Raw genomic sequence first — 24885 nt, forward strand, 5'->3', positions numbered from 1 at the left:
CCGAGGGTTGATTCTATAGCCCTATGCGCCCAGCGCCCGTCTGAACGTAAAGCGGCGTGAAATTCCAATTGGTGGTAGCCCGGTGGTAGCCACGCAAAAGGTGGCAATGGTTCAAAATCAGCTAAGTCATTGATTTCAGTGGTGAGCCGTGAAGGATTCGAACCTTCGACCCACTGATTAAAAGTCAGTTGCTCTACCAACTGAGCTAACGGCCCACTCTGTGAGCGCGGTGACTAAAGGGACTGGTGGGCGGGGTCAACCCCATTTTCGAATGAATCTGCACGATCTCTGGCAAAAGTTTTGCCAAGGGCTTATATCGCGCCTCATGGCAGATGCGCAGACACATATGGATGGCCTTGAGTTCATGAAATGGCATGGGGCGGGCAATGACTTCGTGATGATTGATTCACGGGCGCGCGATGCTGTGGTTCATCGCGAACTTGCCGCTGGGCTGGGCGATCGCAATCGCGGCGTTGGCTTTGATCAGCTGGCCGAGATTCGTAGCTCGGACGCGGCCGATATTGATCTGGATTTCTGGAACGCGGATGGCAGCCGGGCTGGGGCGTGTGGAAACGCAACCCGTTGCGTGGCGCAGTACATGATGGATCAGACGGGCCGGGATGCCCTGACAATCCGCACCTCGCGCGGAGTGCTTGAGGCGCGGGCCGATGGCGATCTGGTCGCGGTGAATATGGGTCAGCCTCAACTGACATGGGACACGGTTCCCCTGTCGCATGACGTTGATCTGCAACACCTGCCGCTGGACGGCGATCCGGTTGCGGTCGGCATGGGCAATCCCCATTGCGTGTTCTTTGTGGACGATGCTGACGCTGTGGATGTTGCCGGGATCGGACCGGGGTTCGAGACTAACCCGCTATTCCCCGAAGCCACTAATGTTGAATTTGCCGAAATCCGGTCGCGTGACGAGATCCGTATGCGCGTCTGGGAACGCGGCACCGGGATTACGCTGGCCTGCGGCTCGGGCGCTTGTGCCACTGCTGTCGCCGCCCATCAGCGCGGTCTGACCGATAAGAAGGTGCGGATGGAGCTGGATGGCGGCTGGCTGATGTTGGATTGGCGCGAAGATGGCGTCTGGATGACCGGCCCCACCGCCTTTGTATATAGTGGCCAGCTGACCCAAGCCTTCCTGAAAGGTCTGTAAGATGGGCGCGAACCCCCCAGTATTTGCGACGCTTGGCTGTCGCCTGAACGCCTATGAGACCGAGGCGATGAAACGCCTTGCCGATGGGGCCGGCGTCGAGGGCGCGGTGGTGGTGAATACCTGCGCCGTGACCGCCGAGGCTGTGCGCAAAGCGCGTCAGGAAATTCGAAAGCTGCGGCGCGAGAACCCGGACGCCAAGGTGATTGTCACCGGCTGCGCGGCGCAGACAGAACCCGAGACCTTCGCCAACATGGACGAGGTCGACGCTGTTATTGGCAATCATGAGAAGATGTCGCCCGAGACTTGGGCGGGTCTTGCCCCCGACTTGATCGGCCAGACCGAGCGCGTGCGGGTCAACGACATCATGTCCGTGACCGAAACCGCCAGCCACCTGATCGATGGGTTTGGCACGCGGTCCCGCGCCTATGTGCAGGTTCAGAACGGTTGCGATCACCGCTGCACGTTTTGCATTATCCCTTATGGCCGCGGGAACTCGCGTTCTGTCCCGGCTGGTGTCGTCGTCGATCAAATCAAGCGCCTTGTGGATCGTGGGTTTAACGAGGTCGTTTTGACCGGAGTGGACCTGACCAGCTGGGGCGCTGACCTGCCCGGAGAGCCGCGTTTGGGCGATCTGGTCATGCGGATCCTGCGTCTGGTGCCCGATCTGCCGCGTCTGCGCATCAGCTCGATCGATTCCATCGAGGCGGATGAGAATCTGATGCTGGCCATCGCGTCTGAACCGCGTTTGATGCCGCATCTTCACCTCAGCCTTCAGCACGGGGATGACCTGATTCTGAAGCGGATGAAGCGTCGCCATCTGCGCGACGATGCGATTGCCTTCTGCGATGAAGCTCGAAAACTGCGCCCCGGCATCACCTTCGGTGCCGACATCATTGCAGGCTTCCCGACCGAGACTGATGCGCATTTCGAGAACAGCCTGAAGCTGGTCGAGGACTGTGACCTGACATGGCTGCACGTCTTCCCGTATTCGAAGCGCGAAGGCACGCCTGCTGCGAAAATCCCCAGCAAGGTGGATGGCAATGTGATCAAGGCACGCGCGGCGCGTCTGCGGGCGGCAGGGGATGCGCAGGTGCTGCGGCATTTGCAGGCACAGGTGGGGCAGGAACATCAGATTCTGATGGAGAACCCCACGATGGGCCGCACCGCCCATTTCGCCGAGGTTCTGTTCGATACCCCTCAGGAAGAAGGGGCGCTGATCACCGCCACGCCCACGCGGATTGTGGACAAACAGCTGGTTGTCTGATCCTCTGCCCTCAGCACGTCCGAGGATCAGCCATGCACCCCAATCCAGTCTTTCGCGGCAGCCAGCGCGACCAGAACATCGCTTTCGCCCAGACGCGTGCCTTTGGCACGCTTTGCGTTGCAGGGGAAACGCCGCTTCTGTCTCATGTTCCGTTTCTGTTGTCCGATGACGGAGCGCAGGCCGAGCTTCATCTGGTGCGTTCGAACCCTATTGCGCGGGTTGGCGCTACGAATGCTGTGATCTCAGTCACCGGGCCCGACGGCTATGTTTCGCCCGATTGGTATGGTGCGGCGGATCAGGTGCCCACATGGAACTATGTGGCTGTGCATCTGCGTGGGCGGCTGGTGCCGCTGGAGCAGGATGCGCTGCACGACATTCTGGTCCGTCAGGCGGCTGCATACGAGGCACGGATTGCCGGTAAGGCCCCGTGGACATTCGACAAGATGACGCCCGATGTCATCACCAAGATGGAACGTATGATCGTTCCGATGCGGTTCGAGGTCGAGACGATCGACGGCACATGGAAGCTGGGTCAGAACAAGGACAATCCGGTGCGCGAAGCTGCGGCGGCGCAAATGCACACGGGTTTTGGGCAAGAGCTTGCTGAAATCGCGAAATTGATGGCTGATCCGCCCGCGTAAGTGGACATAAGCGTGCGGCCTTCCTACATTTATACGTAAGGAGGATCTTATGGCTTTACCGCTTGCCCCAATTGCTGTTGTTGCGCTGCGCTATGGCGCTGTCGCCCTGACCACCTATGCTATCGCGCGTTCGGTTGAACGTGGACGGCGGGATCAGCGCGTGGAAGACGCGTTTGATGAAATGCCCGAGGGGCTGACCGCCCATCGCGAAAAAGCTCAGGAACATGAACAGGTGAACGCCACAGCGCGGATGCGTCGCGTGATCCGTCTGGGTGAAAACGGTCCGGGGATCGAGGTTGACGCCGTCGGCCTGACCCGCATTCGATTTAAGAAAGTTTAGAATATGCAGCTGATTTCGTCCGTGACCTCGCCTTTCGTGCGCAAAGTGCGCGTGGTGTTGAAAGAGACTGATCAGGAAGGCGATGTGGAAGAGATCACAGTCGCCACGCTTCCCACCGCGCCCGATCCAAAGGTCAGCGCAGCCAATCCCCTGTCTAAAATCCCAGCGCTGATCCGGCCTGACGGCCCGGCGCTGTATGACAGCCGTGTCATAACTCGCTTTCTGGACGCCCGCAGTGGCGGGACGCTTTATCCCGACAATCAGATCTGGGATGTCCTGACACTGGAAGCGACAGCGGATGCGATGATGGATGCGGCCGTTCTGATGGCCTATGAACTCCGCCTGCGGCCCGAAGGAATGCGGTTCGAGGATTGGATCGAAGGCCAGTGGGGCAAGGTTGATGGTGCGCTGGACGCGCTGAACACCCGCTGGATGAGCCACCTGTCCGGCCCGTTGGACATGGGGCAAATCGCCGTCGGCTGCGCGCTGGGCTATCTGGATTTCCGCCACGATGATCGCGGCTGGCGCAAAGGCCGTGACGCGCTGGACGATTGGTTTGCTGTGTTTTGCGAGCGGGACAGCATGAGGGCGACGAAGCCAGTTTAGGCGTCGCGGTCCTTCCCGTCATCAGACCTGTCGATCGCAATCCATCGTTTACGCAGTAGTGCGCAGAATGCATCATCATATCCGCGCGGGAAAATATGCGTCTCGATGAACTCTTGATCGCGATGCATCAGGGCGGCTTGATTGTCCAATTCTCGGTCAACATCTGCCATGTCCAGAAAGTGGTTCTGCGCGGCAATCCACATATTGTATGGCACGTTCAGCTTGATGAAATAGATGCACATCTTCTTCACTTCGAAACTGCTAAGCCCTTCGAACAGATGGTTACCTGCTTCGATGGTCTGAAGATCCTGATCCCCTAGAACCGCAAGATTGTAGTCGCGCCAGTCATTTTGAATACCGCGTGTGATTTCGTTCTTCTCGGCCTTTTGTGTCCAGTGAAAGATTACATAGGTCAAAACGACTGTCGCCATCGCGCTGACCAAGCCGACAAGCAGAGTAAGCCAATCAATCAAAGGTGCGCCCAGTATGGTCATCAGATAAGCTCCGTCTTGGTTCGATGGGGGTATGATGGCCCAACGACTCAGCTTTTCAAAACACCGAATTCACGGCGGCGCAGCGACGTAGAAGTCATCGCTTTCAACATGTTCGCGCCAACATGTCAGAAATATGTGTTGATTCAGGGTATGACATTCTTGAAAACCGCACCCTGCGTCCCAATGACTTCTGGACTGGGCGCGTTTCCTTAGCTAAACAGCCGCGAAACGGACCGCTTTCGCAAGCGGTCTTCAGTCGTGTCGGTTGCCATATTGCAACCTAGCTAGGGAGATGCGCTCGTGTCACACGCCGACGACCACGAAGGGACCCGCCGGGATTTCCTTTATTATGCGACCGGTGGCGCCGCAGCCGTAACGGCTGGTGCTGCTGTATGGCCGCTCGTCAACCAAATGAACCCCTCTGCCGACGTTCGGGCGCTTAGCTCGATCCGCGTTGATATTGCTGACGTCGCCGTCGGCAGCCAGATCACCGTGAAATGGCTGGGTAAGCCGGTGTTCATTCGCCGCCGTACCGCAGAAGAAATTGAACAGGCCCGCGCGGACAACACCGCCGACAACCTGATCGATGGTTTCGCACGTAACGACAACCGCGCAGCGGATCTGTCGGCTGACGACCAAAACCGCGCCATGGACGAAACCGGCGAATGGCTGGTGATGATGGGTGTGTGTACCCACCTTGGCTGTGTGCCCTTGGGTGACGGCGCTGGCGAATTCGGCGGCTGGTATTGCCCTTGCCACGGTTCGCACTACGACACCTCGGGCCGTATCCGCAAAGGTCCAGCACCTGAAAACCTGCCCGTTCCCGTCGCCGAGTTCGTCGACGAAACGACGATCAAACTGGGATAAGGGAGGCTTACATGTCTGGAATTCCTCACGACCATTACGAGCCCAAGTCGGGCTTTGAAAAGTGGCTGGACGAACGTCTGCCCATCGTTGGCCTTGCCTATGGCACGCTGATGATCCCCACACCGAAAAACCTGAACTGGTGGTGGATCTGGGGCATCGTTCTGGCCTTCTGCCTGGTCATGCAGATCGTGACCGGTATCATTCTGGTGATGCACTATACTCCGCATGTTGATCTGGCCTTTGCTTCGATCGAACACATCATGCGTGACGTAAATGGCGGTCACATGATCCGCTACATCCATATGAACGGCGCGTCGCTGTTCTTCCTAGCTGTTTACATCCACATCTTCCGTGGCCTGTTCTATGGCTCGTACAAGGCCCCCCGCGAGATCACATGGATCGTCGGCATGATCATCTATCTTCTGATGATGGCCACCGGCTTTATGGGTTACGTTCTGCCTTGGGGCCAGATGTCCTTCTGGGGCGCAACCGTTATTACCGGCCTGTTCGGTGCGATCCCATTCATCGGCGAGCCGCTGCAGACCTTCCTTCTGGGCGGACCTGCTGTGGACAACGCCACGCTGAACCGCTTCTTCTCGCTTCACTATCTGCTGCCCTTCGTGATCGCCGCGCTTGTCGCCGTTCACATCTGGGCCTTCCACACCACGGGCAACAACAACCCGACCGGTGTTGAAGTGCGCCGCGGGTCGAAAGAAGAAGCCAAGAAAGACACCCTGCCGTTCTGGCCCTATTTCGTGATCAAAGACTTGTTCGCGCTGGGCCTGATCCTGATCGGTTTCTTCGCGATTGTCGGCTTCATGCCCAACTACTTGGGTCACCCCGACAACTATATCGAGGCAAACGCCCTGGCGACGCCCGCACACATCGTGCCCGAATGGTACTTCCTGCCGTTCTACGCGATCCTGCGTGCCTTCACTGCGGACGTTTGGGTTGTGCAGCTGGTCAGCTTCGTGACCGGTGGCATCATCGACGCCAAGTTCTTTGGTGTTCTGGCGATGTTCGGTGCGATCCTTGTGATGGCTCTGGCGCCGTGGCTGGACACCTCGTCGGTACGTTCGGGTCAGTATCGCCCCGCGTTCAAGTGGTGGTATCGCCTGCTGCTGATCGACTTCATCGTTCTGATGTGGGTTGGTGCGCGTCCGACGGATCCGCCCTATGACTGGATCTCGCTGATCGCGTCTGCCTATTGGTTCGCCTACTTCCTGGTTATCCTGCCGCTTCTGGGTCTGTTCGAAAAACCGACCACACCCCCGGCAACGATCGAGGAAGATTTCAACGCCCACTATCCCGGCGCAGCCGAGTGAGAGGATCGAAAACAATGATCAAACAACTCACAGCAACCGCTATCATCGCTCTGGGTCTCGCCACTGGCGCGGCTCAGGCCGCAGGCGCCGGCGGTGAAGTCCATGACACGGCCTTCTCGTTCGAGGGTCCGTTCGGCAAGTACGACAAAGAACAGCTGCGTCGTGGCCTGAAAGTGTACACCGAGGTCTGCTCGGCGTGTCACGGTCTGCGCTACGTGCCGCTGCGCACCCTGTCGGACAAAGGTGGCCCCGAGTACACCGAGGACGAAGTACGCGCTTATGCGGCCGAAAACTTCACCATCTACGATCCGGAACTGGATGATGATCGCGCCCGCGTGCCGGCTGACTTCTTCCCGACCGTATCTGGTGAAGGCATGGGTCCTGACCTGTCGCTGATGGCCAAAGCCCGCGCTGGCTTCCACGGTCCTGCTGGTACCGGCATCAACCAGCTGGTCAAAGGCATGGGTGGCGCTGAATACATCGCTTCGTTCCTGACGGCCTTTAACGGCAAAGAGCAGGAAGTCGCTGGCCAGTACCTGAACGGAAACGACGTGTTCCCGGGCGGCTGGACATCCATGCCTCCGCAGCTGGAAGACGGCACCGTCGAGTATGATGACGGCCACAACAACTCGGCCCATCACTTGGCCGAAGATGTGTCTGCCTTCCTGATGTGGACTGCTGAACCCAAGATGATGGCCCGCAAACAGACCGGCTTTATCTCGGTCATCATGCTGGTCCTGCTGACCTCGCTTCTGTACCTGACGAACAAGAAGCTATGGGCGCCGCACAAGGGCAAAAAATTCGACGCATAAGCGTTGGGTTTCGATAGAATAGAGAAGGGCGCCGCAAGGCGCCCTTTTTTTGTGTTGGTGACTGAAGGGCTTCTTACTTTAAGATAAGAACTAGAAACGCCTTGAAGAAGCAGGGAAATTCATCAATTCTACTTAAGGTATTTTAATCAACGCTTAGGAAGAAGGTATGAGAATTAGAGTTAATCAGTTTGTTGAATTTGCATATGGAGACAAACGACGCGACAAGGCTAAAGTAAAAAGTATTATTACCGAACTTGAAGATCAATATGACATTGCCAAGGATCGTTATAGAAAATTTCGAGATGCTATGAGGGCATTTGAAAGCAAAAAACTGTCGGAAAAGAGTTTTTTAGATCTGTACAAATCGGTGTCCGCCAATAAGTCTGCGGGCTACGAAGTTCTTTCTCGTAACTACTTGGCCCTGAAAGAAGATCATGGGCTGATATGGGAAGGCCACAAGCGCGTAGAGGCAGAAATTTCGGACCTAAAGATATCCACAGCTTGGTATCTTCGGACAGAAGCAAGTAACCAGAGAAGAATTATTTGTCTCCATTTCGGTAAAGAACAATTACCCAGAAAGAAAGAGCGAGGATTGCTAACAGTTTTGCAGATGGCGGAACCGGAATCTGCGGGTGTTGGCATTCTCTCTATCCAACCGGGAACCCTTACAGCAGTTACACGGCTGGATCACACAGAAGCGGAATACCTTCGCAAGCGTGCCGCCAAGTTCATGGCGATTGCCAATGATCTTAATACGGGGTCATAGTCACCTGCTAGTCAGTTCCGTCACCCACCCAAATACTCGCGCATCACCTCTGGCGGGTTCGCAAACATCTCTTCCGTCGCGACGGGGGCAAGAGCCTGCCCGTCCGCCACCAGTACGACCTGATCGCAGAGCACGCGGGCATCCTGTGGGTCGTGGCTGACCATCAGAAGGGTCGCGCCAGTCTCGTCCAGCAGCGTGCGGACCAGCTCCAGCATTTCAGATTTCAGCGCAGGGCCAAGTGCGCCGAAGGGTTCGTCCAGCAGAAGCACCGGGCGGTCGCGCAGAAGCACGCGGGCCAGCGCCACACGGGCGATCTGACCTCCGGACAACTGCGCGGGTTTGCGGTCTCCCATCCCCTCCAGCCCCACGCGGGTCAGGGCTTGGGCAACGTAGGCGTGATCGTCAGTGGACAGCCGCAGGTTCGGGCGCAGTCCAAGGCCAACATTCTGCGCGACGGTGAGGTGGGGAAACAGGTTGTTGTCCTGAAACACCATGCTGATCGGCCGCGCGGCGGGGTCATTGGGCATCGCTGTGTCGTTCCAGAGGATCCGCCCCGCGTTCAGCGGTTGGAACCCAGCAATGGCCGCCAGCAGCGTCGATTTACCCGCGCCAGACGGGCCAAGCACGGCTACGCGCGCTCCGGGCGCAATCTTGAGGTCTCCGGTAAGGCTGAAATCGCCCATCTCGATGCGCAATTGGTCAACGGTCAGCATTCACGCGACCTCCTTTATCGAAGATCCAGAACAGCAGCAGCGACAGGGATAAAAGCAGCAGCGCAGCGGCGGCGGCGTCCTCCATCCGATAGGCCGCCATCAGGCGAAACAGCTGCAAGGGCAGCGTGGCGTTGTCCCCGTCGGCAAACAGAGTAATGACGCCAAGGTCTCCCATCGACAGCGCGGCAGCCAGTCCCAGCGCAAACCCCATGGGGCGACGCAGGCGGGGCAGCCACAGGTGGCGCAGGCGCGTCCAGCCGGTCATGCCAAGACCATCCGCCAGCTTGCCGTAATCTCGCTCTACTGCAGCCAAGGCCGGCACCAGCGCGCGCAGGGTAAAGGGCAGGCTGAGGGCCGCGTTCACCACGGCGGTGATGGGCAACGCAAGGTCGGATGGCTTCACGAAGGGGAAGGTGATGATGAACAGCCCTGTGCCGATGACAAGCGGAGAGGCGGCGATGGTTAGATAGCCCAATGCCTCGACCACGCGCGAGTTGTGGCGCACGGCGAGGGCGGCGATGGGCAGGGACAGGGCAAGGGTCAGCAAGGCCGAGATCAACGCGACGATGACGGACCGAAGAGCTGCGCCAAAGACGACCTGAGGCAGGTGCAGAAGGCGGGGGAGGCCGTCCAGCACCACCATTCCCAGTGGGAGCAACAGGAACAGCGTCGCCAGTGTGATCGCGACAATGTCCTGCACCAACAGGGCAGGGCGGTCGTCCCAGCGGGTGACGGCGCGATCCAGCCCCGCGCCCATGTCGGACGGCATGGCGACGCGTAGGGCGATCAGGGCTAGCGCCGCGCCCAGTCCGAACTGCACCAGCGCCAGCAGAGACGCGCGGATAAGGTCAAAGTCGAAACGGAACGCTTCGTAGATGGCGAGTTCCACGGTGGTGGCTTTTGGTCCGCCGCCAAGGGCAAGCGCGACGGCAAACGACGTCAGGCAGATCAGGAAGATGACTAGGAACGCGCCGGGAACGACCTCGCGCAGCATGGGGCGTTCCAGCGTGCGTGCGATGTCGGAGGGGGCCATGCCCAGTGATGCCGCCAGACGGAACCGTTCTGACGGGATCGCCAGCCAGCCTTGCAGGATGAGGCGGGTGGCGAGTGGTAGGTTAAAGAACACATGGGCGAGGATGACGCCGTGATAGCCGTAGACCGAGATCGGCTCGATCCCGAACAGGCCCAAGACTTGGCTGATCAGCCCAGTGCGGCCAAAGACGGCGATCAGGCCCAGAATAGCGACGATGACTGGCAGGATAAACGGTGCACCCAGAAGGGTGATCAGCACAGAACGACCCGGAAAGCTGCGGCGTGCCAAGGCGCGTGCCACGGGGATCGCAAATAGAATACTCAGGCCCGCTGACAAAGCCGCCTGCCACAGCGTGAAGCGAATGGCGGCCCAGTCACGCGGAAGTAGGCCCTGACCCGGTTCGGCACGCAACGCCACAGCGGCCAGCGTGCCAAGGGTCAAGGCAAGCACCACCCCCAAAGCCAAAAGGCCGGGGACGGTGCATTTGTTTATTTCCAGTCGACGGACAGCCATTCGTCCAACGCCGGTTTACGCAGGGCTTCCGCTTCGGTTTCCGAATAGAAGATGGCTTTGCCCGGCACGCCCAGCAGGCTGAACTTTTCGGGCAGCTTGCTGTCGTCCAGCTTGGCCGGGTACGACCAGTTGCTGGTGGGGATCATCGACTGGAACTCTTCGCTCAGGATATAATCCATGAACTGGTCTGCCAGTTCCGGCTGGTCGGTTCCTGCGATTTTACCCGCAAGTTCGACCATGAAATAATGGCCCTCGTCGAAAATCGCGGCGGACTTGGTCATGTCCTCTTCAGCGATGATGTGATAGGCGGGCGATGTCGTATAGGACAAAACCATGTCGGCTTCGCCGTCGGTAAACATGCCATAGCTTTCCGACCACCCTTTGGTGACGGTCAGAATTTTTGGCGCAAGTTTTGCCCAAGCATCAAGCGCCTTGTCGCCATAGATCGACTTGACCCACAACATCAACGCAAGGCCAGAGATTGAACTGCGCGGGTCCTGCACAACGATTTTTATGTCGTCGGGCATATCCAGCAGTTCGTCGAATGTCTTTGGCGGATTGTCCATCTTTGTGTTGTCATAGATGAACGCCGTGTAACCATAGTTGAACGGCAGAAAGACCTCGTCCGTCCATTCAATGGGCATGGTTAGATCATCGGTCTTCTGGCCGTGAGGCGCAAAAAGACCCGAAGCACGGGCGCGGGCGGTCACGTCGGTATTCAGTCCGATTACCAGATCTGCTTCAGTACGCTCGCCTTCCAGCAAAAGACGCGGCAGTACGTCGCCAGTGATGAACTGCAAATCGCAGTTGCACTGTGCTTCGAACCCCTTTTCGATTCCGGGACCAGGGCCCCATTCGGATCCGAAATAGTCAGGGGCATAGACTTGCAGCACGGGTTTATCCGCAGCCAGGGCGGCGGTCGTGGTCAAAGCAAGTCCTGCGACAAATGAAAGGGCTGTCTTCATTGGGTCCTCCATATGCGCCGAACGGATGGGGGCATTTGGGGCATCCAAATCACCTTCCCTCCGCCGGTGTTAGCCGGTTCAGGTTCTACGGGTCCGCGCATTGCGCATCTCAGCTGTGGGAACACAGCACCCCGAGGTAGGGCCGTAAGACCATATTTCGGTTAACGTTGGCAAGGGAATTCGGGGGTCTTGATAAGTCCAGTCGCGGCGCTTAGTCTGTCCACAACCAAGGAGTAGGTCCAGTGATCAACTGACACGGCACAGCCGAGAACATGTTCACCCGTCGCGTACGGGATGACGTCATTTGACACAACAACACCTATTTCAAGGATATCCCATGAAACGAATGGACAAGAAGACATGCGTCGTGACCGGCGCAGGGCGCGGTATTGGTGCCGCAATCGCAACGGCTTTTGCTCGTGAAGGGGCGGATGTGATCGTTACCGATAAGGATCTGGACAGTGCACAGGATGTGGCGGGCCAGATCGGTGGTCAGGCGCGGCTTTTGGACGTGGAAGTCGAAGCCCATTGGGCCTCGCTTGCAGACGAATTCCCGCAGATCGACGTGATGGTGAACAATGCAGGCGTCACTGGATTTGAAGACGGGATAGCCCCGCACGACCCAGAAAACGCGACGTTAGAGACTTGGCGTGCCGTGCATCGTGTCAATCTGGACGGTACCTTTCTGGGCTGCCGCTATGCCATCGCGGCGATGCGGGCGAAAAGGGCCGGGTCGATCATCAACATCTCGTCCCGATCGGGGCTGGTGGGTATCCCGGCGGCGGCGGCCTATGCGTCCAGTAAGGCCGCGATCCGCAATCACACCAAAACTGTGGCGCTTTATTGCGCCGAGCAAGGGCTGAACATCCGCTGTAACTCGGTCCATCCCGCCGCGATCCTGACCCCAATGTGGGAGCCTTTGCTGGGCACCGGCCCCGACCGCGCGGCGCGCATGAAGGCGTTTGTGGCGGATACGCCCATGCAGCGGTTCGGAGAGGCCGATGAAGTCGCCGCCATCTGCCTTCTGCTTGGTTCGGACGAGGCTGCCTATATGACAGGTGCTGAAATCAACGTGGATGGCGGGCTTCTGGCAGGAAGCGCGGCACCACCGGCACCCGCTGATGCGTGAATTACGGGGGGCGGGCCATCCCGCCCCTTGACGTCGCGTCTTGAATCCGCAATGTCAGCGATAACACCCGACATGATTTAGGATGGAGTTGGCTATGACCGACACCCCACGCACTTCTGTTGCTGGACTTGGCTATGCCTTTGCAGGTTTTGCGATTTTTGCCACCCATGATGCGGTGATCAAAGCTCTGGGCGTGAACTATTCGGTGTTTCAGATCATCTTCTTTGCGATGCTTTTTGCTTTCGTGCCGATGTCGGTGATGATGCTTGCGGATCGGCAGGTCGACAATTTCCGCCCACACCATCCGTGGTTGATCCTTATGCGATCCGTTGCCACTGTGGTGGCAATGTCGTCTGCCTTCTATGCGTTCACGGTTTTGCCGCTGGCCGAGGTCTATGCGCTGTTGTTTGCAACGCCTTTGTTGATCACAGCCCTGTCCGCATGGCTGTTGGGGGAAAAGGTTCGCGCACAACGTTGGGCTGCCGTTCTTGTGGGGCTTGTGGGTGTGATCGTGGTGTTGCGTCCCGGTGTAACCCAAATCAGCTTTGGACATATCGCAGCACTGACGGCGGCGGTGATGTCATCGCTTGGCTCGGTCATCATGCGTAAGATCGGCGGGGAGGAGCGGACAGCGGTGATGATCCTGTATCCCATGCTATCGTCGATCCTGTTCATGGGGGCGGCTTTGCCCTTTGTCTATGTCCCGATGCAGATCAATGATCTGGGTCTTGCGGCATCCGTTGGGCTGATGTCCGTCTTGGCGCAGATCGCGATCATTATTGCCTATCGTTCGGCACCCGCCGCAGTGGTGGCCCCGACGCAATACAGTCAGATCCTGTGGGCGACGGCCTTCGGTGCGCTGTTCTTTGGTGAATTTCCGGACATGTGGGTCGGTGTTGGCGCTGCGATTATCATCGCATCGGGCGTCTTCATCGTCTGGCGCGAAAGCCGCCCCCAAGTGTCCGAGCGCAATCCGATCCTGCGCAACCCGAATATGCGCTATGACGCTGGTGTCAGCCCGAAACCAAAACATCGCAGGCCTCAACAAAGCGGATCGTGACGCGCCGGGGCGCTTCCCTTTCGTTCCCCCCTTCGCTATCACGCGTGGGAATGAAGGAGCGTCCCCATGTCGATGAACAGCTTTGGTCACATCTTCCGCGTCACCACTTGGGGTGAAAGCCACGGTCCTGCTTTGGGCGCAACCGTGGATGGGTGTCCCCCCGGTGTGCCGCTGGAACCCGAGATGCTTCAGGTCTGGCTGGACAAGCGCCGTCCGGGTCAGAACAAGAATACCACGGCCCGCAACGAGCCCGATCAGGTGCGTATTCTGTCGGGTGTTTATGAGGGCAAAACGACCGGCACGCCGATCCAGCTGATGATTGAAAACACCGATCAGCGCTCGAAGGATTATGGCGAGATTGAAAAGACCTTCCGCCCTGGTCACGCTGACATCACCTATTGGCAGAAATACGGGATCCGTGATCCGCGCGGCGGAGGGCGGTCCTCGGCCCGTGAAACGGCGGCGCGTGTGGCTGCAGGTGGCGTCGCCCGCGAAGCGTTGAAGGCACTGGTGCCGGGGCTTGAGATCAAGGGATATATGACCCAGATGGGCGAAAAGCATCTGGATCGGTCGAAGTTCGATTGGGATGCCATTGATGACAATCCCTTCTGGCTGCCAGATGCCAGCGCCGTTCAGGACTGGGAAGATTACCTTCAATATCTGCGCGTCAAGGAAAATGACAGCGTCGGTGCCGCGATCGAGGTCTGCGTGCGCGGCGCGCCTGTTGGCCTTGGGGCACCTGTTTATGCCAAGTTAGACACTGATTTGGCGGCTGCGATGATGTCGATCAATGCCGTGAAAGGCGTCGAGATTGGCGAAGGTATGGCCGCAGCTGGCCTGCGCGGAACCGAAAACGCTGACGAGATATTCCTTGGGAACGATGGAAAGCCTGTCTTTTCGTCGAACCATGCCGGGGGCATTTTGGGCGGCATCTCGTCGGGTCAGGACATCGTTGTGCGGTTCGCTGTGAAGCCCACAAGCTCGATCCTGACGCCGCGCCAGTCGATCACCAAGACAGGCGAGCCGATTGAGGTGATCACCAAGGGGCGCCACGATCCCTGTGTCGGCATTCGCGCCGTTCCCGTAGGCGAGGCGATGGCCGCCTGCGTGATCCTTGATCACCTGATGCTGCATCGCGCGCAGATCGGCGAAGGTCCACGCGGCCAGATTGGCTAGGGCGCGGTCCCCAGCCAATCCAAGCGCTTTCAATTACGCGGTTGCAGCGGTTAGCGCGGTATCCATCAGGGCTTTAATATCGCTTTTTGACGTGCCGGCCACGATGCGACCCAGTTCTTGGTCCCCTTTCAGTACGACAAGGGTCGAACGGCGCGGAATGCGCAGGGATTGGGTCAATTTCGACTTTCCATGCTGGTCCCAGTCGACATCAATAAAGGTGATCGCGTCGTCATAAGCAGGGTTTTCGGCTTTCAGCGCGTTGATCACACGTTCCTGAGCGGCACAGGTGCCACACCAGCTGGCTTTGAAGTCCAGAAACACGGTTTCCCCGTTTTCCAGCGCTTTGGTAACAAGCCCGGGGGCATAGTCCATAGCGCCCGCTCGGGCCAAGGCAGGCACAAGCGATACGGCCGCGGTGAGGGACAGGAAATCTCGACGGTTCATGGTTGTCTCCTTTCAGAGGGATACAGAGAAGTCATTCAGCCAGGCGGGCAGTGTTTGCACGGCCCAGGCTTCTAAAACGTGGTGAAAACGGAACAGGATCATCAGGCCGACTGCGACAAAGATCACCCCCATGATGGGGCGGGATTTCTGCGCAATCCGCCGCATTAGAGCCTGTCTGCGCATGATCGCCGCCCGTGCGCCATAGCCCAATGCGATGATGATTGTGGACACACCCAATGCGAAGGCGATCATGATGGCAGCAGCCCACGGGATCGACTTGCCTTGCGACGCCAGCGATATCGCGCCACCCAATGTTGGGCCGATACAGGGGCTCCAAACTGCGCCAAGCAACATGCCGCCAAGGAACTGCCCTGACAGGCCGCCCCGATCTATGTCGTCCAGCGACGTGTCCGCGTGCGACGAAACCCCCGCCGTGGCGGTGGCAAAGCGTTCAGACAGGACCGGGGTCATCAGGATCAGCCCGAAGCCCACCATCAAGATGGCCCCCGCCCGCGCGACCATGTCTTCGGTCAACCCGATGGTATATCCAAGCACGGTGACCAGCAGACCCAACGTGACGAAAGACACGCTCATCCCGGCGGCGACGGCCAAGGGGCCAAAGCGACTGGCCTGAAGCGCGGTGGCCAGCACGATGTGAAGCACCGGCAAAACGCAGGGGTTGATCAGGGTCAGAAGCCCGGCAAGATATCCAAACACAAGTTCCATGCTTGGAATGTCCCGGATATCGCTGCGAATGTCATCTCACGAAGCGGGCAAGCGGCTTCACGTCTCTGTGGGAATTTGTTTCGAAAGCTGCACGGCAAGGATACCAACGGTGATGATGGCAACACCGATGAAGTCGACCACACTAAGCGCTTCGCCAAGCAGCAACCACGCAATCGCCACGCCGAAAAACGGGTTCAGGAAGTGGAACGTCGCGGCTTTGACCGCGCCAATGCGCCCGACAAGGGAAAACCAAACCCACGTCGCCAACAAGCCGGGGACAAGAACGGTATAGGTAAACGCCATCCCCAGTCGCAGGCTTGGCGTGAAGGACGGGTTTTCAAGGAACAGGGCGGCGATAAAGAGCGCTCCGGCCCCGACAAACATCTGCAAGCCGACGATCATCATTAGGTTGCCGCCCGAAGATGCCGTGCGCACCGATAGGGTGGCAGCCGTCAGCGCGGCGGCCGCGATGAAGCACAGGATGACCCCGGTGATATCCACGCCACCAGATAGGCGCGATCCCATGATCAGCGTCACGCCAACGACACCGGCAAACAGGCCAGCGACCGCCATTGGGCGCAAGCGATCCCCCAAAAGGATCCAGCCAGCGAAGGCGACCATCAGCGGCATGGTCGATGCGATGATCGACGCCAGCCCGGCTTCGACCCACTGCATGGCAACGAAGTTTAGACCCAAATACAGCGCGTTTTGACAAAAACCGAAGATGATGACGGCCCGCCACTGGTTCCGGGTCAGCCGCCAGCTTTGCCCCAACGCGCGCGCGATGAGAACGCCAAGGATGCCTGAGATCAGAAATCTTAGAGAAAGAGAATACAAAGGAGGGGCGTCAGAAACGATGATCCGGGCCGATGTGAAGGCCGAGCTCCACATCAGGGCGAAAGCTAGCCCCATGAAAATTGCGCGCAGATCCATGTCGTCTCCAAAAGAAAAGGGCCGCCAACTTGGCGACCCTTTCCGAATTCTGGCAGCGGGGCAAGACCCCTTGTGACCAGATCAGCCGTTTACGCTGTCTTTCAGCGCTTTGGCGATGGTCATCTTGACGACCTTGTCGGCTTCTTTCTGGATCTGCTCGCCGGTGGCGGGGTTGCGCACCATGCGTGCCGGACGCTCGCGGCAATAGATTTTGCCAACGCCGGGCAGGGTCACAGCGCCACCGCCCGAAACTTCGCGGGTGATGATGTTGATGATACCTTCCAGAGCACCGGTTGCAGACTTCTTGTCCGAGCCCATTTCTTCAGCCAAAGCGGCTACCAGCTGGGTCTTCGTCATCGGTTTCGACATGTATAACACTCCTCACAATTGCCCATTGGTTGGGCTTCATTGCGGGCATTTAACTGTATGTAGAGGTGCGACACAATCGTTTGTTGCTCATATTTCCCTAGGAAATAGCGCTTTTTCGCTAAAAAATGGCGCGTCTTCCCTAGGGTCAGGTTTGAAATGGCCGCCAAAAGGCCATTTGGGCCCGATTTACAAGAATGCCGTTTCCTCGAAGCTGCGCAGTTTCCGGCTGTGAATTCGCTCGATCGGCATGTCGCGCAGGGTTTCCATCGCATGGATCCCAATCTGCAAGTGGCGTGCCACCTGCGTCTTGTAGAAATCAGACGCCATGCCGGGCAGCTTCAGCTCTCCGTGCAGAGGTTTGTCTGAGACACATAGAAGCGTGCCATAAGGCACACGGAAGCGGAAACCGTTTGCGGCAATGGTGGCGCTTTCCATGTCCAGCGCGATGGCGCGGGATTGCGACAGGCGCTGCACAGGGCCGGACTGGTCGCGCAGCTCCCAGTTGCGGTTGTCCAGCGTGGCGACGGTCCCTGTCCGCATGATGCGCTTCAGTTCGAACCCTTCGTATTCGGTCACTTTCGCCACAGCCTGTTCCAGCGCGATCTGGATTTCAGCCAGCGGGGGGATCGGCACCCAAATCGGCAGATCGTCATCCAGCACCTTGTCTTCACGCAGATAGGCATGCGCCAGAACGAAGTCACCCAGGCGCTGACTGTTGCGCAGTCCGGCGCAGTGACCCACCATCAGCCAAGCATGCGGGCGCAGCACGGCGATATGGTCGGTTGCGGTCTTTGCATTGGACGGCCCGACGCCGATATTCACCAAGGTAATTCCCGATCCATCCGGACGGGTCAGGTGATAGCTGGGCATCTGCGGCAGTTTCGCCGGGATCGGCATGTCCGCGTCTGCCGAGGTGATCCGGTGGTAACCCGGCCCCACAAACCCATCATAGCCGCTGTCAGGATCTGCCAGCATCTGGCGGGCATAGGCCTCGAACTCCTCGACATAGAACTGATAGTTGGTGAACAGAACGTGGTTCTGGAAATCCTCGGGCAGGGTCGCGGTGTAATGCGACAGGCGCGCCAGCGAATAATCGACACGCTGCGCGGTGAAAGGCGCCAAGGGCGAGGCGCCGCTGTCATCGGGCTCGGCCACGCCATTTACAATGTCATCATTGGTTGTCGACAGGTCCGGCACGTCGAATACATCGCGCAAGGGATAGGTCATCGCCCCTTCCTGCGGCACGGTGATGTCTGGATTACGCGACACAGCGAAATGCACCGGGATCGGCGTGGTGGAATATCCGACCTGCACGGGCACCCCGTGATTGCGCATCAATAGCGCGATCTGCTGTTCCAGATAGTTTTCAAACAAATCCGGGCGGGTGATTGTGCTGGCATAGGTACCGGGGGATGAAACGTGACCGAAGCTTAGCCGGCTGTCGCGCTGCGCGTGGCTGGTCGTGGTAAGGCGGATCTCGGGGTAAAACGCACGGAACCGGTTGGGCGGCTGCGCACCGCTGGCGTTTTGTTCAAACGTGTCACACAGAAAGACACAGGCCTTTTCATAAAGTGATTTCAGCTCGTCCACCGCGGCTTTGGGGTCGGTAAAAACCTGATAGTCGCCGCCATCGGGGCTGACCACGGGGATAGAGGGTGCGCTGGGGGTCATTAATTTTCCTTCAACAAATCGGTCAGTTCGAATTTGGTCACATCCACCAATCCCAGATCAGAGATCCGTAACTCGGGTATGACGACCAAGGCCAAGAAACTGTGTTGGATCGAGGCATTATTCAAGGTGCAGCCGCAGGTCTCCATCGCGTCAATGATGTTTTTGGCTTTTTCGGCGACCTCGGTGGCAGGGGCGTCGGACATTAGGCCTGCAACGGGAAGCTCGACCAAAGCCAGCTCTTTTCCGCCTTGATAGACACACATTCCGCCGCCAACCTCGGCCAGACGATTGGCTGCCAGCGCCATGTCGTCATGCGAGGTTCCGACCACGATCATGTGGTGACTGTCATGCGCGACCGTGGACGCCATGGCCATCTGACCCGTGTATCCAAATCCGTTCACGAACCCGTTGACCACGCCGCCGGTGCCTTTGTGACGCTCGACCAACGCAACCTGCGCAACGTCCTGTGTTTCGTCCGTCTGGACGATGCCGTCAGACACCGAAAGATCCCGCGTCAGCGCTTTGGTCGGTGCTTGGTTTTCTACAATGCCAATGACCTTGGCGGTGACCGAATTCGCCCCCTCGGGTGCTTCCACGATGAAGTCATCCGGCACGATCTCTTTACCCATATGCATCGTAGCCTTTGCGTGGGCAGGCCAGTCCAGATGCGGGCAGTCCACGGTGATCTTTCCAGCCTCGGCAACGCTGACACCACGGGCGAAAACGCGGTTGATCGGCAGGGTGGTCAGATCGCCGGTCAGGATCACATCCGCGCGTCTTCCCGGTGTAATAGAGCCTAATTCCCGCTCTAACCCGAAATGGGTCGCGGTGTTGATCGTCGCCATTTGCAGCGCAATCAAAGGGTCACAGCCATAGCTGATCGCATAGCGCAGGGCGCGATTTACGTGGCCTTCCTCGACCAATGTTCCGGAATGGCAATCATCGGTGCAGATGATGAAGTTGCGCGGGTCCAGGCCCTTTTCGGTCACGGCAGTGATCTGCTTTTCGACGTCAAACCACGCGGATCCCAACCGCATCATCGACCGCATCCCCTGACGGACACGGGCAATCGCGTCGGTTTCGCAGGTGCCTTCGTGGTCATCCGCAGGTCCGCCTGCCGCATAAGCATGGAAATTCGGGCCAAGATCAGGGCTGGCATAGTGCCCGCCGATGGTTTTTCCGGCGTTTTGTGTCGCGGCCATCTCGGCCAGCATCTTGGGATCGCTATGAATCACGCCGGGGAAATTCATCATCTCGCCCAGCCCAATGATGCCGGGCCATGTCATCGCCTCGGCCACGTCCTCGGGGGTGATTTCAAAGCCCGTGGTCTCAAGCCCCGGCGCAGAGGGCGCGCAGGACGGCATCTGCGTAAAGATGTTAACTGGCTGGATCAGAGCCTCGTCATGCATCAAGCGGACACCTTCCAGCCCCAGCACGTTGGCGATCTCGTGCGGGTCGGTGAACATGGTGGTGGTGCCGTGGGGGATAACGGCGCGGGTAAATTCAGCAGGGGTCAGCATCCCGCTTTCGATGTGCATATGCCCATCGCACAGACCGGGGATTAGGTATTGCCCACCCGCGTCGATGACTTCGGTGTCCGACCCTATGCAATGGCGCGCGTCCGGTCCGACATAGGCGAAACGGCCATTGGACATGGCAATATGCCAGTTCAAAACCTCGCGCGTGTGAACATTCACAACGCGTCCATTTTGAATGACGGTATCGGCGGGCTTGCGGCCAGCTGCCACGGCGATCAACCGCGCGGCGCTTTCAGGCCATGATGTAAGCTTGTGACTTTCCATGTACCAATTGTTCTGAAATACGATGTTAGCGCAAGCCCTAAACGAGAGCGCCGGGTTTGCGCTTTTCATTCGCCCTGTCAGATGGATACTGCGCCCATGAAAAAGACACTGTTTGTATTTGGATTTGGCTATTCCGCCCGCGCGTTGGCGCGTGAGTTGCCAGACGATTTCACCGTCATCGGTACCTCGCGCAATGGCGGGCCGGACGTGATCGAGTGGCCGGGATCTGACATTAAGGATGCGCTGTCGCGGGCGACGCATCTGCTGATTTCAGCCGGGCCAGATGCGGATGGAGATCCCGTTTTGCGCCGGGTTAGAGACGATATTGTCGTGATTGCGCCGCAGTTGGAGTGGGTGGGCTATTTGTCTACAACTGGCGTCTATGGCGATCACCAAGGCGGTTGGGTGGACGAGGATACTGCGCTGACACCCTCGACCAAGCGTGGGCAGTTGCGTGTTCAGGCCGAGGCTGCGTGGCAGGCGCTGGCCGAAGACGCCGGTTTCCCCCTCCACATCTTCCGGTTGGCGGGCATCTATGGCCCCGGTCGCGGACCGTTTTCCAAAGTCCGCAAGGGCACCGCGCGCCGGATCATCAAGAAGGATCAGGTGTTCTCGCGTATCCATGTCGAGGATATCGCGCAGGTGCTTGCAGCTTCGATCGCGCAACCTAATCCGGGGCGGATCTATAATGTCTGCGACGACAACGCCGCACCGCCCGAGGATGTGCTGGCCCATGCCGCCGAATTACTTGGCCTTCCCATCCCACCGTCCGAGGATTTTGAGACAGCCGAGATGACCCCGATGGCACGCAGTTTCTATGCAGAAAGCAAACGCGTGAAAAATGACCGCATCAAGGGTGAATTGGGGGTGAAATTGCACTTCCCCGACTATAAGTCCGGTCTGACCGCATTGATGAAGCAGGAGACTCCATGACCCATATTTCGGTTCAGCCCGACGGACTGCGCGCGCGCGTTCAAGAGATTGTCGAGCGCCCGATCGTTCAAAATGTGATCATCGGCGTTATTCTGTTTAATGCGATTACGCTTGGATTAGAGACATCTAAAAGCGTGATGGCCTCGTCCTTCGGGCCGCTGGTCACGATACTGGATACGCTTTGCTTGATGATCTTCGTGGTCGAGCTTCTGGCCAAACTTTTCGCCTATCGCCTGCGGTTCTTCACCAATGGTTGGAACTTGTTTGATTTCATCATTGTGGGCATCTCGTTGGCGCCGGGGGCCGCGGCCTTCAGCGTATTGCGCGCCCTTCGAATCTTGCGTGTGCTACGCGTCATCTCGGTCGCGCCACGCTTGCGCCGGGTGGTCGAGGGCTTCGTCACCGCGCTTCCCGGCATGGGCAGCGTGTTTTTGCTGATGGCGGTGATCTTCTATATCGGTTCGGTCATGGCCACGAAGCTGTTCGGCGACAGTTTCCCCGATTGGTTCGGATCCCTAGGGCTGTCCGCCTATACGCTGTTTCAGATCATGACGCTGGAAAGCTGGTCTATGGGGATCGTGCGCCCTGTGATGGCGGCTTATTCCTATGCGTGGCTGTTTTTTGTTCCGTTCATTCTGCTGACAACATTTGCCGTCGTGAACCTGCTGGTGGGTTTGATCGTGAACTCGATGCAGGACGCCCATCACGAGGAGGACGTCGCCAAAACGGATAGCTATCGCGATGATGTGCTGGCGCGGCTGGACGAGATTGAGCGATTGATCCGTGAGCGGAAATAGGGGCCTCGCCCACGGCTCGGGTGTTTGGTAGCTCACTTCGTGAGCCACGCCCAAGCGTGATGACCAAAGCGAAGAGTGCGCGGGAGCGTGTTTGAGTGAGATTACCGAGGTTTCTCAAAGACGAACAAATACCCAGTTGATAGGGTCCAAAGGCCCAATGTGAGCATCAGAAGCAAAAGGCGGAGAACATAGATAATCAGGTTTGGCTGATCCGGAATATACTCGACAAAATTCCAGCCTTCTGCATTTTCATCCATGATTGCTTTCTGGATTTTCCCCTTCGAGCTTCCTGCAATCAGTCCGATTAGTCCGCCTGCGAAATTGACGCGTGTTACTTTGTTTATGCGATTCATAGAAATACCTATCACTTATTGATAGATGCATTTCCTATACAGCAACCTTTGGTTGTCAAGCCCGCTTTTCGCCGATCTGCGCGACGCCCAGCACGTCCAGCACTTTGGCCTCGATGTCTTTGGCGGACAGCTTGGCATCTTCGTACATTCGCGCAGGCGATGCATGGTCAATGAACGTGTCAGGCAGCACCATCGAGCGATACTTCAGGCCCGTGTCGAACACGCCCTCTTCGGCCAAAAGCTGCGCGACATGGCTGCCAAAGCCGCCGATTGCGCCCTCTTCGATGGTGATCAGGGCTTCGTGGTTTTCAGCCAGTGACAGGATCATGTCCCGATCCAGCGGTTTGGCGAAGCGGGCATCGGCAACGGTTGGGCTGATGCCACGCGCTGTCAGTGCCTCGGCCGCCGCTTCGGCTTCGGACAGGCGGGTGCCAAAGGACAGGATCGCCACGCGCGCACCTTCACGGATCATGCGGCCTTTGCCAATTTGCAGCACCTCGCCCTGTTCGGGCAGCTCAACGCCCACGCCTTCACCGCGTGGATAGCGGAAGGCCGAGGGGCGGTCGTTGATCGAGTGCGCCGTGGCGACCATGTGCATTAGCTCGGCCTCGTCCGCCGCCGCCATCAAGACGATGTCTGGCAGATTGGCCAGATATGCAATGTCGAATGATCCTGCATGCGTTGCCCCATCCGCGCCGACAAGTCCGGCGCGGTCAATGGCGAAGCGCACGGGCAGGCGTTGCACGGCCACGTCATGCACAACTTGGTCATACCCGCGCTGCAAGAAGGTTGAATACATGGCGCAGAAGGGCTTCATTCCGCCTGCAGCCAGCGCTGCGGCGAAGGTTACGCCATGCTGTTCGGCGATTCCCACGTCGAAACAGCGCGACGGATAGCGTTCTGCCATCAGGTTCAGCCCGGTTCCGTCCGGCATCGCAGCCGTCACGGCGCAGACCTTGTCGTCTTCAGCGGCTAGTCGGGTCAGTTCCTTCCCGAAGATCGATGTGTAGCTGGGCGCATTCGATGGCGCTTTGTGTTGCTTGCCTGTGGGCACGTCGAATTTTGCCGTAGCATGGCCGCGATCACGGGCAGCTTCGGCGGGCGCGTATCCTTTGCCCTTCTTCGTGATCACGTGGATCAGCATTGGGCCGGTGGCGCGTTCGTGCACCGTGCGCAGGACGGACAGAAGGCTGTCCATATCGTGCCCGTCGATGGGGCCGACATAGGAAAAGCCAAGCTCTTCGAACAGGGTGCCGCCGACGGTCATGGATTTCACCATTTCCTTCGCCCGACGTGCGCCTTCCTGGAAGGGCGCGGGCAGCAGGCTGACCGCGCCTTTGGCAGCGGCCTTTAGCTCTTGAAACGGTTCTTCGGCGTAAAGGCGGCTGAGATAGCTGGACAGCGCCCCGACCGGAGGCGCAATCGACATGTCATTGTCGTTCAGGATCACGAACAGCCGGCGGTTCAAATGGCCCGCATTGTTCATCGCTTCGAATGCCATGCCAGCCGACATGGATCCGTCACCGATGACAGCCACTGCGTCGCCGATCCCGTGTTCAGGTGCACCGCCCAGATCGCGGGCGACCGAAAAGCCAAGTGCTGCCGAGATCGAGGTTGAACTATGCCCCGCGCCGAACGGGTCAAACGGGCTTTCCGAACGTTTGGTGAAACCGGACAGCCCGCCCTCGCAGCGAAGGGTGCGGATGCGATCCCGGCGTCCGGTCAGAATCTTATGCGGATAGCATTGATGGCCGACATCCCAGACGATCCGGTCTTTTGGGGCGTCAAAGACAGCGTGCAGCGCCACGGTCAGCTCGACAACGCCAAGACCTGCGCCCAAATGGCCACCGGTTTCGGACACGGCCGAGATCGTCTCGGCCCGGACCTCTTGGGCCAGCTGCTCAAGCTCGCGATCCGACAATGGTTTCATGTCGGCGGGGACTGCAATGCGGTCCAGAATGGGTGTGTCGGGTCGGTCGGCCATAATTACC

General features: G+C 58.5%; 26 protein-coding genes, 1 tRNA gene and 1 riboswitch. Of the genes, 14 read left to right on the plus strand and 13 right to left on the minus strand.

All coding sequences use genetic code 11. The annotated features are described in order from the left end of the window. Positions 1-139: 139 nt before the first annotated feature. Positions 140-215: transfer RNA gene (locus FIL88_RS10570), tRNA-Lys, on the minus strand. A 110-nt stretch (positions 216-325) separates the two neighbouring features. Here FIL88_RS10570 and dapF point away from each other — a divergent pair. The 5 genes from dapF to FIL88_RS10595 are packed head-to-tail and all read left to right on the plus strand — an operon-like array spanning position 326 to position 4013. Continuing rightward, on the plus strand, positions 326-1162 hold the full coding sequence (dapF, locus tag FIL88_RS10575) for a diaminopimelate epimerase (protein ID WP_142853843.1): 837 nt from the start codon (positions 326-328) through the stop codon (positions 1160-1162). Position 1163: 1 nt separating this feature from the next. Beyond that, a complete protein-coding gene (mtaB, locus tag FIL88_RS10580) occupies positions 1164-2426 on the plus strand; it encodes a tRNA (N(6)-L-threonylcarbamoyladenosine(37)-C(2))-methylthiotransferase MtaB (RefSeq protein WP_142853844.1) in 1263 nt (420 codons plus the stop codon). A gap of 32 nt (positions 2427-2458) precedes the next feature. Further along, entirely contained in the window at positions 2459-3067 is a 609-nt protein-coding gene (locus FIL88_RS10585; RefSeq protein WP_142853845.1) for an FMN-binding negative transcriptional regulator, read from the plus strand. 49 nt (positions 3068-3116) lie between these two features. Then, positions 3117-3407, plus strand: a complete 291-nt coding sequence (locus FIL88_RS10590; protein ID WP_142853846.1) for a hypothetical protein — start codon at positions 3117-3119, stop codon at positions 3405-3407. Between the two features lie 3 nt (positions 3408-3410). Continuing rightward, complete coding sequence (locus tag FIL88_RS10595) at positions 3411-4013, plus strand: glutathione S-transferase (protein WP_142853847.1); 603 nt, start codon at positions 3411-3413, stop codon at positions 4011-4013. On the opposite strand, the gene FIL88_RS10600 is transcribed toward FIL88_RS10595, so the two are convergent. Further along, complete coding sequence (locus FIL88_RS10600) at positions 4010-4507, minus strand: hypothetical protein (protein WP_142853848.1); 498 nt, start codon at positions 4505-4507, stop codon at positions 4010-4012. The genes FIL88_RS10595 and FIL88_RS10600 overlap by 4 nt on opposite strands. 300 nt (positions 4508-4807) lie before the next feature. Between FIL88_RS10600 and petA the strand changes: the two genes are divergently transcribed. The 4 genes from petA to FIL88_RS10620 all read left to right on the plus strand — a co-directional run bounded on the left by petA (position 4808) and on the right by FIL88_RS10620 (position 8277). After that, on the plus strand, positions 4808-5374 hold the full coding sequence (gene petA, locus FIL88_RS10605) for a ubiquinol-cytochrome c reductase iron-sulfur subunit (RefSeq protein ID WP_142853849.1): 567 nt from the start codon (positions 4808-4810) through the stop codon (positions 5372-5374). 11 nt (positions 5375-5385) lie between these two features. Then, positions 5386-6699 carry a cytochrome b gene (petB, locus tag FIL88_RS10610; protein WP_142853850.1) on the plus strand — a complete coding sequence of 438 codons (1314 nt, stop codon included), beginning with the start codon at positions 5386-5388 and terminating at the stop codon, positions 6697-6699. A gap of 14 nt (positions 6700-6713) precedes the next feature. Then, positions 6714-7511 (plus strand): cytochrome c1, encoded by a 798-nt coding sequence (locus FIL88_RS10615; RefSeq protein ID WP_142853851.1) that lies wholly within the window; start codon positions 6714-6716, stop codon positions 7509-7511. 166 nt (positions 7512-7677) lie between these two features. After that, on the plus strand, positions 7678-8277 hold the full coding sequence (locus FIL88_RS10620; RefSeq protein WP_142853852.1) for a hypothetical protein: 600 nt from the start codon (positions 7678-7680) through the stop codon (positions 8275-8277). A 20-nt stretch (positions 8278-8297) separates the two neighbouring features. Here FIL88_RS10620 and FIL88_RS10625 read toward each other — a convergent pair whose 3' ends face one another. The 3 genes from FIL88_RS10625 to thiB are packed head-to-tail and all read right to left on the minus strand — an operon-like array spanning position 8298 to position 11501. After that, positions 8298-8990, minus strand: coding sequence for a thiamine ABC transporter ATP-binding protein (locus FIL88_RS10625; RefSeq protein WP_142853853.1), 693 nt, complete (start codon positions 8988-8990; stop codon positions 8298-8300). Continuing rightward, on the minus strand, positions 8977-10536 hold the full coding sequence (locus FIL88_RS10630; RefSeq protein ID WP_142853854.1) for a thiamine/thiamine pyrophosphate ABC transporter permease ThiP: 1560 nt from the start codon (positions 10534-10536) through the stop codon (positions 8977-8979). Before FIL88_RS10630 ends, FIL88_RS10625 begins: the two co-directional genes overlap by 14 nt. Next, on the minus strand, positions 10512-11501 hold the full coding sequence (gene thiB / locus FIL88_RS10635; RefSeq protein WP_142853855.1) for a thiamine ABC transporter substrate binding subunit: 990 nt from the start codon (positions 11499-11501) through the stop codon (positions 10512-10514). Before thiB ends, FIL88_RS10630 begins: the two co-directional genes overlap by 25 nt. A 38-nt stretch (positions 11502-11539) precedes the next feature. Beyond that, a riboswitch (TPP riboswitch) is annotated at positions 11540-11645 on the minus strand. Positions 11646-11838: 193 nt separating this feature from the next. Between thiB and FIL88_RS10640 the strand changes: the two genes are divergently transcribed. From FIL88_RS10640 to aroC, 3 genes are all read left to right on the plus strand, one after another. Next, positions 11839-12630: an SDR family oxidoreductase gene (locus FIL88_RS10640; RefSeq protein ID WP_142853856.1), complete on the plus strand. Its 792-nt coding sequence runs from the start codon at positions 11839-11841 to the stop codon at positions 12628-12630. 94 nt (positions 12631-12724) lie between these two features. Continuing rightward, entirely contained in the window at positions 12725-13690 is a 966-nt protein-coding gene (locus FIL88_RS10645) for a DMT family transporter (protein ID WP_142853857.1), read from the plus strand. Between the two features lie 66 nt (positions 13691-13756). Beyond that, a complete protein-coding gene (gene aroC / locus FIL88_RS10650; RefSeq protein ID WP_142853858.1) occupies positions 13757-14866 on the plus strand; it encodes a chorismate synthase in 1110 nt (369 codons plus the stop codon). A 33-nt stretch (positions 14867-14899) separates the two neighbouring features. On the opposite strand, the gene FIL88_RS10655 is transcribed toward aroC, so the two are convergent. The 6 genes from FIL88_RS10655 to ade all read right to left on the minus strand — a co-directional run bounded on the left by FIL88_RS10655 (position 14900) and on the right by ade (position 20811). Further along, positions 14900-15310: a thioredoxin family protein gene (locus tag FIL88_RS10655; RefSeq protein ID WP_142853859.1), complete on the minus strand. Its 411-nt coding sequence runs from the start codon at positions 15308-15310 to the stop codon at positions 14900-14902. A 12-nt stretch (positions 15311-15322) separates the two neighbouring features. Then, positions 15323-16036: a cytochrome c biogenesis CcdA family protein gene (locus FIL88_RS10660; protein ID WP_142853860.1), complete on the minus strand. Its 714-nt coding sequence runs from the start codon at positions 16034-16036 to the stop codon at positions 15323-15325. 57 nt (positions 16037-16093) lie between these two features. Next, positions 16094-16969: a DMT family transporter gene (locus FIL88_RS10665; RefSeq protein WP_142853861.1), complete on the minus strand. Its 876-nt coding sequence runs from the start codon at positions 16967-16969 to the stop codon at positions 16094-16096. Positions 16970-17050: 81 nt separating this feature from the next. Next, positions 17051-17338, minus strand: a complete 288-nt coding sequence (locus tag FIL88_RS10670; protein WP_142853862.1) for an HU family DNA-binding protein — start codon at positions 17336-17338, stop codon at positions 17051-17053. 186 nt (positions 17339-17524) lie between these two features. Beyond that, the gene (locus FIL88_RS10675) at positions 17525-19009 is read right to left on the minus strand and encodes an AMP nucleosidase (protein WP_142853863.1); all 1485 of its coding nucleotides are present in this window, start codon (positions 19007-19009) and stop codon (positions 17525-17527) included. Continuing rightward, positions 19009-20811: an adenine deaminase gene (ade, locus tag FIL88_RS10680; protein WP_142853864.1), complete on the minus strand. Its 1803-nt coding sequence runs from the start codon at positions 20809-20811 to the stop codon at positions 19009-19011. Before ade ends, FIL88_RS10675 begins: the two co-directional genes overlap by 1 nt. Positions 20812-20907: 96 nt before the next feature. On the opposite strand from ade, the gene FIL88_RS10685 reads away from it, so the two are divergent. Together FIL88_RS10685 and FIL88_RS10690 are read left to right on the plus strand one after the other, a co-directional pair. Next, positions 20908-21744: an SDR family oxidoreductase gene (locus tag FIL88_RS10685; protein WP_142853865.1), complete on the plus strand. Its 837-nt coding sequence runs from the start codon at positions 20908-20910 to the stop codon at positions 21742-21744. Continuing rightward, on the plus strand, positions 21741-22541 hold the full coding sequence (locus FIL88_RS10690; RefSeq protein WP_142853866.1) for an ion transporter: 801 nt from the start codon (positions 21741-21743) through the stop codon (positions 22539-22541). The genes FIL88_RS10685 and FIL88_RS10690 overlap by 4 nt, the downstream gene beginning before the upstream one ends. A 101-nt stretch (positions 22542-22642) precedes the next feature. Here FIL88_RS10690 and FIL88_RS10695 read toward each other — a convergent pair whose 3' ends face one another. Together FIL88_RS10695 and dxs are read right to left on the minus strand one after the other, a co-directional pair. Beyond that, the gene (locus FIL88_RS10695) at positions 22643-22894 is read right to left on the minus strand and encodes a hypothetical protein (RefSeq protein ID WP_142853867.1); all 252 of its coding nucleotides are present in this window, start codon (positions 22892-22894) and stop codon (positions 22643-22645) included. A gap of 55 nt (positions 22895-22949) precedes the next feature. Continuing rightward, entirely contained in the window at positions 22950-24878 is a 1929-nt protein-coding gene (gene dxs / locus FIL88_RS10700; RefSeq protein ID WP_142853868.1) for a 1-deoxy-D-xylulose-5-phosphate synthase, read from the minus strand. Positions 24879-24885 lie beyond the last annotated feature (7 nt).

The sequence above is a fragment of the Aliiroseovarius halocynthiae genome (assembly GCF_007004645.1).
GTDB lineage: Bacteria > Pseudomonadota > Alphaproteobacteria > Rhodobacterales > Rhodobacteraceae > Aliiroseovarius > Aliiroseovarius halocynthiae.

Excerpts from the sequence above, each read along its gene's own strand:
- dapF (WP_142853843.1), top strand. The coding sequence starts at position 326 with ATGGCAGATGCGCAGACACATATGGATGGCCTTGAGTTCATGAAATGG.
- mtaB (WP_142853844.1), top strand. The coding sequence starts at position 1,164 with ATGGGCGCGAACCCCCCAGTATTTGCGACGCTTGGCTGTCGCCTGAAC.
- FIL88_RS10585 (WP_142853845.1), top strand. The coding sequence starts at position 2,459 with ATGCACCCCAATCCAGTCTTTCGCGGCAGCCAGCGCGACCAGAACATC.
- FIL88_RS10590 (WP_142853846.1), top strand. The coding sequence starts at position 3,117 with ATGGCTTTACCGCTTGCCCCAATTGCTGTTGTTGCGCTGCGCTATGGC.
- FIL88_RS10595 (WP_142853847.1), top strand. The coding sequence starts at position 3,411 with ATGCAGCTGATTTCGTCCGTGACCTCGCCTTTCGTGCGCAAAGTGCGC.
- FIL88_RS10600 (WP_142853848.1), bottom strand. The coding sequence starts at position 4,507 with ATGACCATACTGGGCGCACCTTTGATTGATTGGCTTACTCTGCTTGTC.
- petB (WP_142853850.1), top strand. The coding sequence starts at position 5,386 with ATGTCTGGAATTCCTCACGACCATTACGAGCCCAAGTCGGGCTTTGAA.
- FIL88_RS10615 (WP_142853851.1), top strand. The coding sequence starts at position 6,714 with ATGATCAAACAACTCACAGCAACCGCTATCATCGCTCTGGGTCTCGCC.
- FIL88_RS10620 (WP_142853852.1), top strand. The coding sequence starts at position 7,678 with ATGAGAATTAGAGTTAATCAGTTTGTTGAATTTGCATATGGAGACAAA.
- FIL88_RS10625 (WP_142853853.1), bottom strand. The coding sequence starts at position 8,990 with ATGCTGACCGTTGACCAATTGCGCATCGAGATGGGCGATTTCAGCCTT.
- FIL88_RS10630 (WP_142853854.1), bottom strand. The coding sequence starts at position 10,536 with ATGGCTGTCCGTCGACTGGAAATAAACAAATGCACCGTCCCCGGCCTT.
- thiB (WP_142853855.1), bottom strand. The coding sequence starts at position 11,501 with ATGAAGACAGCCCTTTCATTTGTCGCAGGACTTGCTTTGACCACGACC.
- FIL88_RS10640 (WP_142853856.1), top strand. The coding sequence starts at position 11,839 with ATGAAACGAATGGACAAGAAGACATGCGTCGTGACCGGCGCAGGGCGC.
- FIL88_RS10645 (WP_142853857.1), top strand. The coding sequence starts at position 12,725 with ATGACCGACACCCCACGCACTTCTGTTGCTGGACTTGGCTATGCCTTT.
- aroC (WP_142853858.1), top strand. The coding sequence starts at position 13,757 with ATGTCGATGAACAGCTTTGGTCACATCTTCCGCGTCACCACTTGGGGT.
- FIL88_RS10655 (WP_142853859.1), bottom strand. The coding sequence starts at position 15,310 with ATGAACCGTCGAGATTTCCTGTCCCTCACCGCGGCCGTATCGCTTGTG.
- FIL88_RS10660 (WP_142853860.1), bottom strand. The coding sequence starts at position 16,036 with ATGGAACTTGTGTTTGGATATCTTGCCGGGCTTCTGACCCTGATCAAC.
- FIL88_RS10665 (WP_142853861.1), bottom strand. The coding sequence starts at position 16,969 with ATGGATCTGCGCGCAATTTTCATGGGGCTAGCTTTCGCCCTGATGTGG.
- FIL88_RS10670 (WP_142853862.1), bottom strand. The coding sequence starts at position 17,338 with ATGTCGAAACCGATGACGAAGACCCAGCTGGTAGCCGCTTTGGCTGAA.
- FIL88_RS10675 (WP_142853863.1), bottom strand. The coding sequence starts at position 19,009 with ATGACCCCCAGCGCACCCTCTATCCCCGTGGTCAGCCCCGATGGCGGC.
- ade (WP_142853864.1), bottom strand. The coding sequence starts at position 20,811 with ATGGAAAGTCACAAGCTTACATCATGGCCTGAAAGCGCCGCGCGGTTG.
- FIL88_RS10685 (WP_142853865.1), top strand. The coding sequence starts at position 20,908 with ATGAAAAAGACACTGTTTGTATTTGGATTTGGCTATTCCGCCCGCGCG.
- FIL88_RS10690 (WP_142853866.1), top strand. The coding sequence starts at position 21,741 with ATGACCCATATTTCGGTTCAGCCCGACGGACTGCGCGCGCGCGTTCAA.
- FIL88_RS10695 (WP_142853867.1), bottom strand. The coding sequence starts at position 22,894 with ATGAATCGCATAAACAAAGTAACACGCGTCAATTTCGCAGGCGGACTA.
- dxs (WP_142853868.1), bottom strand. The coding sequence starts at position 24,878 with ATGGCCGACCGACCCGACACACCCATTCTGGACCGCATTGCAGTCCCC.